16 protein-coding genes, 1 CRISPR repeat array and 1 riboswitch (1 of these 18 cut by a window edge) are annotated in these 13195 nt (G+C 37.3%); of the genes, 6 read left to right on the top strand and 10 right to left on the bottom strand.

Annotated features, from left to right (window positions below):
• A CRISPR array of direct repeats spans nucleotides 1–1881; the repeat unit is 29 nt; unit sequence CTTTTACTCGCAAGCGCGAGAGTGATCCT; it reaches 616 nt to the left of the window's first position.
• A 105-nt stretch (nucleotides 1882–1986) separates the two neighbouring features.
• On the bottom strand, nucleotides 1987–2313 hold the full coding sequence (locus ACSYTJ_RS06890; RefSeq protein WP_491720152.1) for a hypothetical protein: 327 nt from the start codon (nucleotides 2311–2313) through the stop codon (nucleotides 1987–1989).
• 179 nt (nucleotides 2314–2492) lie between these two features.
• Nucleotides 2493–2801, bottom strand: coding sequence for a hypothetical protein (locus tag ACSYTJ_RS06885; protein ID WP_491717389.1), 309 nt, complete (start codon nucleotides 2799–2801; stop codon nucleotides 2493–2495).
• Between the two features lie 206 nt (nucleotides 2802–3007).
• Between ACSYTJ_RS06885 and ACSYTJ_RS06880 the strand changes: the two genes are divergently transcribed.
• Both ACSYTJ_RS06880 and ACSYTJ_RS06875 read left to right on the top strand, forming a co-directional pair.
• On the top strand, nucleotides 3008–3289 hold the full coding sequence (locus ACSYTJ_RS06880) for a type II toxin-antitoxin system RelB/DinJ family antitoxin (protein ID WP_491720151.1): 282 nt from the start codon (nucleotides 3008–3010) through the stop codon (nucleotides 3287–3289).
• An 82-nt stretch (nucleotides 3290–3371) separates the two neighbouring features.
• A complete protein-coding gene (locus ACSYTJ_RS06875) occupies nucleotides 3372–3974 on the top strand; it encodes a DUF3862 domain-containing protein (RefSeq protein ID WP_491720150.1) in 603 nt (200 codons plus the stop codon).
• A 57-nt stretch (nucleotides 3975–4031) separates the two neighbouring features.
• On the opposite strand, the gene ACSYTJ_RS06870 is transcribed toward ACSYTJ_RS06875, so the two are convergent.
• Nucleotides 4032–4604 (bottom strand): hypothetical protein, encoded by a 573-nt coding sequence (locus tag ACSYTJ_RS06870; RefSeq protein ID WP_491719407.1) that lies wholly within the window; start codon nucleotides 4602–4604, stop codon nucleotides 4032–4034.
• Nucleotides 4605–4814: 210 nt separating this feature from the next.
• On the bottom strand, nucleotides 4815–4952 hold the full coding sequence (locus ACSYTJ_RS06865) for a hypothetical protein (protein WP_491720149.1): 138 nt from the start codon (nucleotides 4950–4952) through the stop codon (nucleotides 4815–4817).
• Nucleotides 4953–5567: 615 nt separating this feature from the next.
• Here ACSYTJ_RS06865 and ACSYTJ_RS06860 point away from each other — a divergent pair.
• Both ACSYTJ_RS06860 and ACSYTJ_RS06855 read left to right on the top strand, forming a co-directional pair.
• Nucleotides 5568–6224 (top strand): NAD(P)H-dependent oxidoreductase, encoded by a 657-nt coding sequence (locus ACSYTJ_RS06860; RefSeq protein WP_491720148.1) that lies wholly within the window; start codon nucleotides 5568–5570, stop codon nucleotides 6222–6224.
• Nucleotides 6225–6319: 95 nt separating this feature from the next.
• Nucleotides 6320–6409, top strand: a riboswitch (TPP riboswitch).
• Nucleotides 6410–6457: 48 nt separating this feature from the next.
• Complete coding sequence (locus tag ACSYTJ_RS06855) at nucleotides 6458–7210, top strand: 3-oxoacyl-ACP reductase (protein WP_491717395.1); 753 nt, start codon at nucleotides 6458–6460, stop codon at nucleotides 7208–7210.
• Between the two features lie 60 nt (nucleotides 7211–7270).
• Here ACSYTJ_RS06855 and ACSYTJ_RS06850 read toward each other — a convergent pair whose 3' ends face one another.
• From ACSYTJ_RS06850 to ACSYTJ_RS06835, 4 genes are all read right to left on the bottom strand, one after another.
• Nucleotides 7271–7939 carry a type 1 glutamine amidotransferase gene (locus ACSYTJ_RS06850; protein ID WP_491720147.1) on the bottom strand — a complete coding sequence of 223 codons (669 nt, stop codon included), beginning with the start codon at nucleotides 7937–7939 and terminating at the stop codon, nucleotides 7271–7273.
• 18 nt (nucleotides 7940–7957) lie between these two features.
• A complete protein-coding gene (locus ACSYTJ_RS06845) occupies nucleotides 7958–8701 on the bottom strand; it encodes a sulfite exporter TauE/SafE family protein (RefSeq protein WP_491720146.1) in 744 nt (247 codons plus the stop codon).
• Nucleotide 8702: 1 nt separating this feature from the next.
• Nucleotides 8703–9326, bottom strand: coding sequence for a FadR/GntR family transcriptional regulator (locus ACSYTJ_RS06840; RefSeq protein WP_491720145.1), 624 nt, complete (start codon nucleotides 9324–9326; stop codon nucleotides 8703–8705).
• Between the two features lie 140 nt (nucleotides 9327–9466).
• A complete protein-coding gene (locus ACSYTJ_RS06835; protein WP_491720144.1) occupies nucleotides 9467–10360 on the bottom strand; it encodes a histidine phosphatase family protein in 894 nt (297 codons plus the stop codon).
• A 241-nt stretch (nucleotides 10361–10601) separates the two neighbouring features.
• Between ACSYTJ_RS06835 and ACSYTJ_RS06830 the strand changes: the two genes are divergently transcribed.
• Both ACSYTJ_RS06830 and ACSYTJ_RS06825 read left to right on the top strand, forming a co-directional pair.
• Nucleotides 10602–11438, top strand: coding sequence for a hypothetical protein (locus ACSYTJ_RS06830; RefSeq protein ID WP_491720143.1), 837 nt, complete (start codon nucleotides 10602–10604; stop codon nucleotides 11436–11438).
• Between the two features lie 70 nt (nucleotides 11439–11508).
• A complete protein-coding gene (locus tag ACSYTJ_RS06825; RefSeq protein WP_491720142.1) occupies nucleotides 11509–11886 on the top strand; it encodes a DUF2255 family protein in 378 nt (125 codons plus the stop codon).
• Between the two features lie 72 nt (nucleotides 11887–11958).
• Here ACSYTJ_RS06825 and ACSYTJ_RS06820 read toward each other — a convergent pair whose 3' ends face one another.
• A complete protein-coding gene (locus tag ACSYTJ_RS06820) occupies nucleotides 11959–12996 on the bottom strand; it encodes a zinc-binding dehydrogenase (RefSeq protein ID WP_491720141.1) in 1038 nt (345 codons plus the stop codon).
• Nucleotides 12997–13023: 27 nt separating this feature from the next.
• Nucleotides 13024–13195 (bottom strand): SDR family oxidoreductase (locus ACSYTJ_RS06815; protein WP_491720449.1); only part of this gene is annotated, 172 nt, incomplete at its 5' end.

Below are 13195 nucleotides of genomic sequence, written 5' to 3'. Positions count from 1 at the left end.
TACTCGCAAGCGCGAGAGTGATCCTAAGCTAATTGAAGACAAAAAAAGAGAACTATTCTTTTACTCGCAAGCGCGAGAGTGATCCTCCATCCACGTGATAAAATTTATCCTTATTGGTCTTTTACTCGCAAGCGCGAGAGTGATCCTATCGAGATAAATATAGCGTGAATTCGGATTTACTTTTACTCGCAAGCGCGAGAGTGATCCTGAAACTTGAAAAAATTCCCGAATGTTCCACAACTTTTACTCGCAAGCGCGAGAGTGATCCCGAAGCGGTCATTTACGCCACTAAGCGTACTACCTTTTACTCGCAAGCGCGAGAGTGATCCTGGTTACTATCTAATAGTATGCGTTGATATCAACTTTTACTCGCAAGCGCGAGAGTGATCCTAAGGAACATGAGGTCAAAAAACAGTTTGAAGGCTTTTACTCGCAAGCGCGAGAGTGATCCTTTGCTGAAAAGTGAAAGGATGATTATATGGGACTTTTACTCGCAAGCGCGAGAGTGATCCATAGTTATGGAAATCATCAACTCGCCCAAGTGACTTTTACTCGCAAGCGCGAGAGTGATCCTTTTTCGTTACGATCGTCATACTGTTGCATCAACTTTTAATCGCAAGCGCGAGAGTGATCCTGACCACACCAATAACCAGAGACTACCAGAGACCTTTTACTCGCAAGCGCGAGAGTGATCCTCCCGTAAGTCGGAATGCTCCATTCAAATTTATCTTTTACTCGCAAGCGCGAGAGTGATCCTAAAAAAGCCTGCCACCAATTAAGGCAGCAGGCCTTTTACTCGCAAGCGCGAGAGTGATCCTTCGAGCGTTTCATCATCAATCACGGCCTGTCTACTTTTACTCGCAAGCGCGAGAGTGATCCCACTTATGATGATCTGTTCCACTTCAGCAGCTTCTTTTACTCGCAAGCGCGAGAGTGATCCTGATATTGGCGATTATGGTAGTGACGGGAACTCCTTTTACTCGCAAGCGCGAGAGTGATCCTTGCATGACCCCGAAATTTTTACCTTGACTCAACTTTTACTCGCAAGCGCGAGAGTGATCCTGATGATGTATGATAATGCTGATATCTTCTTGGCTTTTACTCGCAAGCGCGAGAGTGATCCCTGCCAAGATCAACGCGTTTGAAACCGATCTACGCTTTTACTCGCAAGCGCGAGAGTGATCCTACTGATAGCAGTAAGACTGATAGCAACAAGATCTTTTACTCGCAAGCGCGAGAGTGATCCCAGCTAACTTATCTTGATTTAGTACCTGTTCAACTTTTACTCGCAAGCGCGAGAGTGATCCTACTATTACAGTTGATACAGTTAATACAGAAAACTTTTACTCGCAAGCGCGAGAGTGATCCTGAAAACTAGCGAAAAAGCATCTACGATCATTTCTTTTACTCGCAAGCGCGAGAGTGATCCTTAACGATGTTTTGGCTAATTTCATCATTCAAACTTTTACTCGCAAGCGCGAGAGTGATCCTAGTCACAAAAAGGGAAGCTAGTTTTAATCACTCTTTTACTCGCAAGCGCGAGAGTGATCCTGATGCTGCAACATCGTCGCTACAACTGTATAACTTTTACTCGCAAGCGCGAGAGTGATCCTAAAAGCACAGTGTTCGACCTCGATGTTCCAGACTTTTACTCGCAAGCGCGAGAGTGATCCCAGCGTTACAGTTCCATTGATCGAGTGGGTTGCCTTTTACTCGCAAGCGCGAGAGTGATCCTTAAAAAGAGTATTGAAGATGATTTTATTGACACTTTTACTCGTAAGCGAGAGAGCGATCCCACTGATTACATGATTACATGATTACATGATTACGTGATTACATGATTACATGAAAGCATTTACTCGCAAGTGCGAGAGTTATCCTTATGGTTTGTTGAATATAGTGGAAATTAAAGCCTCTTACTCACAATCACTAGGGTTAGTAAATAAAAAAGATTACCAAAGTCCTATGGGCTTTTAGTAATCTTTTTTATCTTCTTTTTTGATGATCTGGAAATTTAACGATAGTAACAAGGGTAGTATAATAATCCCTATCATTTCTACGAATGTGTCGAGTTTGAACATGGGTTGAGAATTGATCAGTTGGAAATGATTCTAGGAATTTCGAAATTGCCTCGCTACCAGTAGTGGAAAGCTCTTTAACTATTTTTTGACCGGGGTTCATTTCCTCAGCAATTTGTGGGGCGGAATCAATTTCGGATTTAACCCTTTTATTCGATGATTTAATTATTAATATACAGTAAGCAATGAATAAAATGACTAATCCAATCCCACCGATGATTAAATATGTTGCCATAACCTTAATCCTCCATATATATATTTATTTAATTGTAACATTTTTTATTAAGTTGATTAAATACATTTAATTTTAAATTTTTATTACCAATTAATATCAAAAAATAGGTGGTAAGCCTTAAATTCAACATCTAAAGCTTTCCACCTAGAAAAATAATATATAAAAAATTTTTAATTTAATTATCTATGTAACTTGTAGTAGTAATGCAAGTCGCCACCAACGTATAAATTCCCATGTTTATAGATTAGATTAAAGTTTTTGAATGCACCGTTTGATTGAGTTTGCCATTTATTTTCGTCAACTCTTTTTAAGTTAACGTAAGTGTTATTAACGCGCATATGTTTTTGTTTATCACCGAAAATCGTTACGTCATAATCATTCCCGTGCCAATTACCGTTGATTGATGCAGCCATTGCAGAAATGGGTGCTTGAATTGCAATTGAATTACTTAATACTATTTTAACTAATGAAATATTAGCTTTATTCATGATTTTTAACCTCCAAAAAATTTCAATTTCCATTATATCACAAATAGGGTAGTTAAAATAAATATAATTTATAATATTTATTTTTAAGCATAATATCATTAATTAAATTAAAAATAATTATTAAGAATTATTCAATTTACTATAATTGTTTTTATACTCAATGTATAGTATAATTAATAGTTATTAAAAAGGAATGATGATATTAAATGAAGCAATCACAAATTATAGTTCGAGTTGATGCCGATTTAAAAAATGATGCTGCCAAAATGTTTAATGAAATGGGATTTAATATGAGTACAGCCATCAATATGTTTTTAAAACAATCTTTAAGGGAGCGTTCGTTACCTTTTAAGCCAACCTTAGATGCTGATTCTCAATTTAGCAAAGAAGATCAGAATGAACCCCTGACGCAATATGAGTTTAATTCTATTAAAAGCCTTGATGAGTTGATGAATAAGTTAGCTAATGATGATAAAAAAATTATTTAAATTTTTAGCATTGTTTTATCCTTTTTTAGAGTTTGTACCTAATGTATAATTAAGATGTAAATAACTTTAAGGAGCTACAGATATGAAAAAATTATTTTCAATTGCGGCTGGTTTATTGCTAACGTTTATATTAATTGGTTGTAGCAATTCTAATACAGATAAAAAGGGCAGTAGGGGAGCAAATCCTTCTACAGTTTCTCATAATGCTAGTCTAAATTATCACAATTTTCAGTCCATTAAAGTTGGTAGCTTTGTTGATAACAGTGGTTCAACATCTGCATACGTCAGAAAGTTGCTTGGTAAGCCATCATCAGTTACTACTACCAAGGTTAGTAGTGGGAAAGAAGTAAAAAGTTATCTCTTTAGTAAGTTGAGTAATCAATTTAAGGCAAAAGATGTTACGGTTACGTTTGAAAATGATCGTGTGGTTTCTAAGGGGTTCTCTAATTCTGATATTAATAAATTAAGCGTATTGAACAATAATAAGATCAATTCAATTAAAATCGGCAATAGCTATAATAGTGTAATTGAAAAGTTAGGGCAGCCTTCTGCGGAATCAGAAAGTGCCAGTGGCGGAACATCATTGAAAACCGTTGTCTATCTTACAGGTGAAAATGGTAAATCCATCAGTTTGGTGTTTAGTAATGATAAAGTGACTCAAATTACCAATAGTGAATTAAAGTAAAATAAAAACAGGGCAGTTGCAATTGAATTAGCAGCTGGCCTGTTTTATTAATTGTTTTTAGCTCAATCGATCGAATAAGAAACTTTCCTTACTTAAAATATCGATCGCAGTAATATCAACTAAATTAATGGGTTCATTTTCATCAACATCGTTAAATCCATTTAATTCACTAAATTCAACTTCGTTCAAAGTTATTGAGTCATTTTCAATCGTCATGATACGACCCTGTTGCACATAATCGTGCTCGGTACTATAAACCGAAAGTGTTATTTGATGTTTAAAACAATAATCAATAATTTTAAAAAAATCATCAGTTTTAAATTTTTTAAATTGTTGCTGGAGATTAAACGGATCGTAAAGTTGATTTTCCTTCGTAAAAGCAACGTAACGGTCAAACAGTTTTGAATAGGTAGTTCCAAATGAAATTTTTGAAATATCATCCTTTAAGATGATTGTATATGAATCAAGAAATCCATAGTCATCGATCGTTTGTAAAATTAAGTACATCCCCAAGTCCCTTACGATATAACCAAGCGCAAAGTTTTCATACTTATAATTATCACGTGATTTTGAATAAATTTCTAATGGTTTATCGTTTCCGATATACTTATTGATCTTATGCTTATCCATTGGCAAAATCTCCTGACTCATTCGATTGATATGTATATTATGAATGATTTATGTGCAGTTGTAAAAATATGCGTTCTAAATATTTCAATTTAGCTTGGCAATAAAATAGCTTAAAATCAAAATACCTGACAAACCATTATTCATGATCTGTCAGGCATTATTATTATGGATTTGAATCTTTAATAACGAAATGGTGGAAACACTTCTTTCTTATTTAGAATTTGCGGTAAATCGATTTTCTAAGTGAATGGTAACACCTTCCTGTTCATTAGCTGGGTAAAACGAACTTTGTACTAAGTTGGTGATTACATCTCCCTTGAATAAAATCTGGGGTAAATCGTTCTTCATGATACTGGAATCATCCCCTTTGATTTATTGTCATTATAATATACCTTTTAAATGATAAAGTAAACCCTTTTGAACGATTTTTTCTAATCTTTTTTAATTATTTTTTAATCATCCGTTGATAGGGAAAAGGGCTGGAATCAAAATACCTGATAGACCATTTTAGATGATCTATCAGGCATTATTATTATGAGTTTGAATCTTATTTAGCAAAATGGTGGAAACACTTCTTTCTTATTTAGAATCTGCGGTAAATCGATGTTTTAAGTGAATGGTAGGTACCTCTCTTTCATTAGCTGGGTAACTCACTTATAATCTCATTGGTGGAAACACATCCCTTACAATTTAATCTGAGGTAAAGCCTTCAGTTTGCATTGGAAACATCCCCTTTGCTTTGTTGTTGATAATAATATAACGCAATTAAATTAGAATGTAAAGGGTTTTATCTAATTTATTTATAATTATTTTCAAATTATCGCTTAATCATGATGATGCCTTGATTTAAAGGCCTAATCCATTAAAATCTGATCGATAATTAGCTGAGCGAGGGCGAATTAATTGCGGCACATTGTTATCAATGATAATTTATTATTATATCAATTAAAAAGGATGACAATTATGGATAAAAACGAAGCTTTAATTAACTTAGCCCATCGTAGGTATGCGACTAAAAAGTATGATCCGAACAAACATATTTCCGATAGGGATTGGCATACCATTATGGAGGTCGCTAGATTATCACCTAGTTCAATGGGACTTGAACCTTGGCAATTTTTGTTGATCGAAAATAAAGAATTGAAACAGGCAATGTATAACGATGCCTGGGGGGCGCAAAAGAGCCTTGACGGCGCTGATAAATTTGTTGTAATTTTAGCTCGTAAGGATATGAATATTCATTCCCCTCATATTAAGCATATGAGCGAAGATGTTCAAGGCCACCCGTTTGACATTGATTCACCGTTCTCTAAAAAAATCATTAATTTTCAGGAAAATGATTTTAAGTTAAATACTGAGCGTGAATTATTTGATTGGGCTTCAAAGCAAACCTACATTCCATTGGCGAACATGATGGATGCCGCTGCAGCATTAGACATTGATAGTTGTCCAATCGAGGGCTTTAACCGTGTCAACATTGATCGGATTCTGTCTGATTATGGAGCATTCGATCCTAGAAAGTGGAGCGTTTCTGTAATGGTCAGTTTTGGTTATCGTGACCAAGCGATTACGCCTAAGAAACGCCAACCAATGGAGGCTGTCTACCGAGTTATTAAATAATTAAGATGAAGCACAATTCGTTATTGGATTGTGTTTTTATATTGAGTTGATTAATTCATTTTTATCGCTTAATATATAAGTGGATTCAAATAATATACCGATTAATGGGGTGCTGGAATGGCTGAGATGATACCCATGAACCTGATCTAGGTAATGCTAGCGGAGGGATTATTAAAGGTGTATAAAATCAAGCTATTGCTTCATTCGATTAGTCTTTTAAGGAGATTTTTCAAATGGCAAGAACAGTTTTAATTACAGGAGCAAGTTCAGGATTAGGCGCTGAAACTGCGAAACAATTTGGTGAACGGGGCTTTAACGTCGTGGTAAATTATTACCATCATCAAGACGCTGCTGACCAAGTAGTTGAAGAAATTGGATCAGACCATGCAATTGCGATCAAGGCCGACGTTAGGGACAGAAGTCAAATCGATGAACTAGTTAAGCAGGCAATTGATCATTTTGGAAGCCTAGACGTCGTTGTTAATAATGCTTTAGTCGGGTTTAAATTTGATCCCGTTAAGCAAAAGGCTTTTCAAGATTTATCATGGGATGACTATCAAAAACAAATTGACGGGACCTTGAAGGGTGCTTTTAACGTTACCCAAAGTGCGCTTCCTAATATGATTAAAAATCATTATGGGAAGGTCATTAATATCGGGACGAACCTGTTTCAAAATCCGGTGGTTCCTTACCATGAATACACCACTGCAAAGGCAGCATTGATTGGATTTACTAGAAACTTAGCAGCCGAGCTAGGGAGTGCTGGGATTAGTTTTAATATGGTATCAGGGGGATTACTTAGAACCACTAATGCCAGTGCTGTTACTACTCCCGAGGTGTTTGACTTAATTGCCAATCAAACGCCACTTAAATCAGTAACTACTCCGAAACAGGTTGCTAAGATGGTGGTATTCTTAGGATCAGACGAAAGTGATGGGATTACAGGTCAAAATTACACTGTTGATGGTGGATTAACGATGAACTAAATATCAAATGAAAGGGCAGTAGTAATCACATTCGTGAATGCTACTGCCTTTTTTCATTGATTATTGTTCATTAATGTAATCTAGTATTCTAAACATGACGGCCTTATTTTCAATTGGAACTGGGGTGTTCAATATTTCTTGAGCGCTTTGGCCTAATATCGAGTCCTTAATATATGGAAAATCATTCACTACCATCTCACGAACGTTATTAGCCTTGGGTTCCAAATGAAATTGGAGGCCCGCAATTCGATGGTTCATCACGAACCCTTGGTTCTTTAAGCCAGGGGTGGAAAATAAACGTTCTGCCCCTGCTGGAATTTTGAACATTTCTTCATGCCAGTGAAGGGCAGTGACTTGTTTTGGTAATCCAGAAATGGCATTACTTTCTAGTTTAACAGCTGCCCAACCAACTTCCTTGACTGGCGATTTACCAACTGGGTATCCCATGGCCTTGGTGATTTGTTGCGCGCCATAACAGACCCCAAGCATTGGCGTATTCCGCTTTAAAAGGGTATTGATTAAATCGCGTTCCTGTTGAATCCAGGGAAAGTTATCGTTGGGACTCATCGGTCCTCCTAAAATAACTAACATATTGGTTTCATCTGCAGTAGGTAAGTAGCCAAATTGGTATGGATGATAGGTATAGACTTCATGGTCGTGTGCTTGCGCCCAGTCTAAAATTGAGCCTGGGCCTTCGTTTGGAGTGTGTTGTAAGATATTGATTCTCATATTGGTAACCTCACTTTTCTAATAGGTAGTAATAAATAGATAGGTTGATAATCCGATTGCAAAAATCCCCACGCAAATTTCCATCACTTTAGTAGGGATGAATTTAACAATGATCGGTCCTAAATAGCCGCCGACCACTAGTCCAATCGCTAGTGGAATGATAACGATCCAGTCCACTGGTAAAATCAAAATAAAGATAATGGCGCTGATAATGTTACTAGCTAGTGACAAAACGTTTCTAATCGCATTGTAGACATAATACGGGGCATGAATAATTCTGGACAACACTGCGGTTTCTAAAATTCCTGACCCCGCACCAAAGTAGCCGTTATAAAGACCGATGATGGGGAGAAACAGGTACTGAATGCTTCGTATGAAGCGGTTGTCATGGGGCTGGTCTTTTTTGGGGATCAACATCATGATTCCGGCAAACATAATGATAAACGGGACGATCCGTTTAAATTGAGCATTGCTGCTGTTGATTAGGATGAACGTGCCAATTATGCAACCAAATACTGAAAGTAATGTGATGACCCCAGCTTGTTTACGATAACTTTTGATTTCCTTAGCAGATGATAGGACCGAGGTACAACCACTGAATATAATACTAATGGTGGCCGTTACGTTTGCCATGATGGGAGAAACGCCAATTGACAACAGGATGGGATAGATTGTTAAGACCGCCATCCCGACAATCCCATTTAAAACCCCAGCCGCCAGTCCACCGATAATTAAGAAAATAATTGTTGGGATTGATAACATTTTATTTGCCTACTTCCTGAATTAACTTGATGGCAGCTTCTGCATTTCGATCCATCAATGCATCGAACAACTGATTATGATGCTTAATTTTCCCTTTATAGTGTGGATTCTTAGCAATTGATTGACTTAGATGACTTTTCCATAGTGGCTTTAGTTCCTTGAACCACTTAATTAAATACGCATTTTGTGCCATTTTGACGATTTGTTCATGGAATAGGATATCTTGTTCAAGGTATTCATTGAACTTGCCTTGTGATAATAATTGATTCCTTCTAGTAAGATATGCTTTGAGTGTAATCCATTCTTCAGGGGTAATATCATTATCAACCAATTCAACAATGGCCTCTTTTTCAAGCATTTTCTCAGTTCGCCATAGCAGGGGATTTTGTTCGTCAATCAGCTCCAATTGTTGAACGTATGTTCCTGATCCTTGTTTAATGCTAACCACGCCTGAATGGGCGAGGATTTGCATTGCTTCTCTAATAGTGGAGCGACCGACCGATAGTTCATTCATTAATTCAGCTTCTTTGGGTAACTTATCACCAGTAGTTAAGTGGTGTTCCTTAATATACATAATGATTTTTTGGATCGTTTCCGTGCCAAGACTTATATTTTTAGATTGCATGTTAACTTTCCCTCCTCAAATACATCATATCACTTATATAATACATCAGATGTATTTTATTACAAGGGTGATTATTGTTTTTTGCCATAAAAAAAACGACCTAATAATAAAGATGATTAGGTCGTTTTAATATTTAATGATTAATCTTGATATTTTACATCAATTGTTTTTTGATCCTTAACTTTGTGATCCTTTAAGTATTTAATGCCCTTATTGACGTAGCTGGTATCGCCGACTTTACCAAATCTAACTTTATTGGTCTTAACATTGTAATAAACCTTTGTGATTCCTGAGTTAGGCATTGCTTCATCGGTAATTAATTTCTTATCAGCAGCACTCATATTGTGATCATATTTTGATAAGTATGCAGTAATGATATCTCCGGAACTAACGACAAGGGCGTTTTTCCCCTTTTCCTTAGCAGTCCGTTCAGCTACTTCTTTAATGCCTTTGGCTTCACGTTTAACGATTGTAGTACCACTTTCTGCTCGATCAGCTTTAGGGAGTTTGGTACTATCTTTGTCAATTTCGTACAATGCATCATGCATCTTAACTACAAAATCAGTTCCAAATTTCTTTTGTAGCTCTGCACGACTAGTGGCGTTGTAGTACTTATTTAAAACAGCATCTTCTTGGTCATAATTGTCTAGTTCGTATTCACCGTTACCAGCTTCTCTAAATAGGGGCGTTTCGTTAACGGTAACTTTACCATTACCAGAGTAAACCAACATGTCTTTAACCGTATCTAAGTGTCGAATTAATTTTCCGCACGCTGCATCAGTAAACTTGATCCCGCGTAATCCAGCACCAACTTCTTCAGCCACTTTTGCGCCCTTAGGGGTTAATGGATAATCATCCCAACCCTCTGCAAGCTCCATTACGTTTCCCGTAGTTTCACCATGGCGAGCTAGGTAGATCGTAACTTCATTCTTGTTAGAACTTGCTTTTGCACTAACGTTGAGAGTCGAACTACTTACTGTCAATAACGAAATACCAATTACACTGATGGGAATCAATTTACTAAAATGCTTCAAAATAATCGCCTTTTTTCTATTTAATTTTTTGATGCATCTTTATCATATCTCTGAAATTGTAAAAAAGTTAGCATAAAAATGTAAAAAATAAGTAATTAATGGGGGCTAACATGATAGAGGACTGCGCATAGTCACAAGCAAATATTTACTTTAACCAAAATAAAAAAAGAAAAATTGTTTATAACTAATTTATAACCTATAATTATGAATTAAACATCTTCATAAATAAGGATTTTAAAATATGAACATTAAATGTGTTAAATGTGGGTTTATTAGAGTTGATTCAAAAAATGAATGCCCATATTGCTACAAAATAGATAGTAATAAAAATAAAAAATTTTTTAGCACCTGGGAGGGGATTTATTTAAGGTGTAATTTATGTGACTACATTTATTGCATTGATGATCTTGATTACCCAATATTAAATGCTTGTCCTAGATTCAATTGCGATGCAACGTTAGGTGAAACAACCCCATACGACCATCCAGAATTCAATAAAATTAACTACGCTGACGTTAATTTAGCATCGGCAAAAAAGTTAAAATGCCAAAAATGTGGTTATATTTATAATGATTTGCTTAAAGCGTGTCCTTATTGTGATGCTTCCAATGCTAACGCCACACCAGTTGCTGATGACGAACCAGGTGGGGTGGAGGTGCAATGCTATCGCTGCAAACGTATTTACCAGGACACCCAAATAACCTGTCCCGAGTGTGGTTCGATCGATTATCATCCGACCCATGCTGATGAGCGGAAGGCTTCACCACATTTTGACCAAGCACCAAATGTAAAGTGCTCCCGATGTAATTTTGTGTATCCGAGCACTTTTTCAGCATGTCCGAACTGTCCTGCCAGAGCAATATGGGCATCTGGAACGAATGCACCATGTACGGTTAGTGAACTCGAAAAAACTGTTGATGAAGAACTCCCAGAAGATCAGCCAAGTTATATAGAGAACATTTTCGTTTGGACATTAACGATTATTTTCGGGTTACCAATTATTATTTGGACACTCTTCGTGGTAGCGTTTTTTGGTTTCATTATCTTATTGCTCTTGGTCATGGTATTCAACGTCTAGGTGCGTGGTGCTTGACTTATAGTTAACTCTAGGTGGTTTAATAGTCTTAATCACAGAAGGGGGCAATATTATGACAAAATGGAATGCTTCACAGTTAGAAGCTTTTGCTACTGCAGATGATATGCACATCTCACCATTTTACGACGATGGCAAGACTTACGGGACACCGACGTTCATTTGGTCGGTCGTTGCTGATGGTAACCTTTACGTTCGTGGTTATAACGGTCAACATTCGAGTTGGTACCAATCAGCAATTAAGCAGGGGGCCGGAAAGATCAAATTGGCGGGACAAGAATTTGAAGTAACCTTCAAATCAGCTGCTGGTAATTCACAATTAGATGCAAAGATCAACCAAGCCTATCAGGATAAGTATGGCAGCAGTCCTTACTATCCACCAATGGTTGAGGCAGGCCCTGTTTCTGCAACCGTCGAAATCGATCCTAAGTAGTTGCTTCAATCTAAATAAAATACCCAATGGTTGTTAAAAATTAATAACAATTATTGGGTATTTTTTATTAAATTATTTAGTAGTAACAACTGACTTAATTGTTTTTCTTTCAGCCATTGCTTTATAAGCATCATCAACATCATCAATGTTGTAAGTCGCTGTAAATACTTTTCCAGGATTGATCTGACCATCTAATACTGCTTTTAATAGGATGTTTTTATCATAAGTCGTTACGGATGCAATTCCACCAGCGATGACAACATTATTCCAGAATGCAACTGGGTAGTCAATGTTACCATGGGGAACGCCGACACGACCAACGTGGGCACCAGGACGCGCAACCTTCAAAGCGGTATTAGTCGATAATTCACTTCCGACACATTCGAGTACGGCATCGGCACCAGCGTTGTGGGTAATTTCCATGACTTTTTCGACTGCTTCATCCCCACGTTCTTCAATAATATCGGTCGCCCCAAATTCTTTGGCTAATGCTTGACGATCAGCGTGACGACTCATGGCAACGATCCGCTTAGCACCGAGTAATTGAGCAGCAATGATTCCACAAAGTCCAACTGCGCCGTCCCCAACAACCACAACTGTATCACCATTTTGGACGTTGGCTGTCTTAGCAGCATGAAATCCAGTGGCCATTACATCGGATAGGGCTAAGAATGAATTGAGCATTCCTTGGCTATAATCTTCTGGATTGCCAGGAACCTTCACTAAAGCCCAATTTGCATGTTGGAAGCGCACATATTCTGATTGATACCCGTTACTAAAATTATCAGAATGGCTTTGACAATTCCCATCAAAGCCAGCCCGACAAGCTGCACAATGGCCACACCCATGGGTGAACGGTGCAATCACAAAGTCACCAGGCTTAACCGTGGTGATGGCTTTTCCGACTGATTCAACGATTCCGATTGCTTCATGGCCGTTGTTCAATGAATTAGGTGTTTTCTTATCTAATCCACGGTATGTCCAAAGATCTGATCCGCAAACACAAGCTTGCACAACATGTAAAATAACATCATCGTCTTTTTCAATTTCTGGTTTGGCAACGTCTTTCACTTCGACTTTCCCAGCTTTCACAAAACGTGTTTGTTTCATATTTAAATTCTCCCTTAAAATTAGTTTTTAATCTTTATCACCGTAGTAAAAATCTGCAGTCGCACCACCATCAGCTAGGAAGGTCGCACCAGTGATGAAGGCCCCTCGGTCGCTCATTAATAGCTCAGCAACGTTAGCAATTTCATCAGCCGTACCTGGCCGTCCAGCAGGGGACTTAGCGAACATCTTTTTATAAAAA

The organism is Nicoliella sp. ESL1113 (genome assembly GCF_058509245.1).
This window is presented reverse-complemented; position numbering and strand designations above follow the sequence as displayed.

Coding starts and splice junctions, on each gene's coding strand:
- ACSYTJ_RS06850 (WP_491720147.1), bottom strand. CDS start 7,939: ATGAGAATCAATATCTTACAACACACTCCAAACGAAGGCCCAGGCTCA.
- ACSYTJ_RS06870 (WP_491719407.1), bottom strand. CDS start 4,604: ATGGATAAGCATAAGATCAATAAGTATATCGGAAACGATAAACCATTA.
- ACSYTJ_RS06865 (WP_491720149.1), bottom strand. CDS start 4,952: ATGAAGAACGATTTACCCCAGATTTTATTCAAGGGAGATGTAATCACC.
- ACSYTJ_RS06825 (WP_491720142.1), top strand. CDS start 11,509: ATGACAAAATGGAATGCTTCACAGTTAGAAGCTTTTGCTACTGCAGAT.
- ACSYTJ_RS06880 (WP_491720151.1), top strand. CDS start 3,008: ATGAAGCAATCACAAATTATAGTTCGAGTTGATGCCGATTTAAAAAAT.
- ACSYTJ_RS06875 (WP_491720150.1), top strand. CDS start 3,372: ATGAAAAAATTATTTTCAATTGCGGCTGGTTTATTGCTAACGTTTATA.
- ACSYTJ_RS06830 (WP_491720143.1), top strand. CDS start 10,602: ATGAACATTAAATGTGTTAAATGTGGGTTTATTAGAGTTGATTCAAAA.
- ACSYTJ_RS06840 (WP_491720145.1), bottom strand. CDS start 9,326: ATGCAATCTAAAAATATAAGTCTTGGCACGGAAACGATCCAAAAAATC.
- ACSYTJ_RS06820 (WP_491720141.1), bottom strand. CDS start 12,996: ATGAAACAAACACGTTTTGTGAAAGCTGGGAAAGTCGAAGTGAAAGAC.
- ACSYTJ_RS06885 (WP_491717389.1), bottom strand. CDS start 2,801: ATGAATAAAGCTAATATTTCATTAGTTAAAATAGTATTAAGTAATTCA.
- ACSYTJ_RS06860 (WP_491720148.1), top strand. CDS start 5,568: ATGGATAAAAACGAAGCTTTAATTAACTTAGCCCATCGTAGGTATGCG.
- ACSYTJ_RS06855 (WP_491717395.1), top strand. CDS start 6,458: ATGGCAAGAACAGTTTTAATTACAGGAGCAAGTTCAGGATTAGGCGCT.
- ACSYTJ_RS06890 (WP_491720152.1), bottom strand. CDS start 2,313: ATGGCAACATATTTAATCATCGGTGGGATTGGATTAGTCATTTTATTC.
- ACSYTJ_RS06845 (WP_491720146.1), bottom strand. CDS start 8,701: ATGTTATCAATCCCAACAATTATTTTCTTAATTATCGGTGGACTGGCG.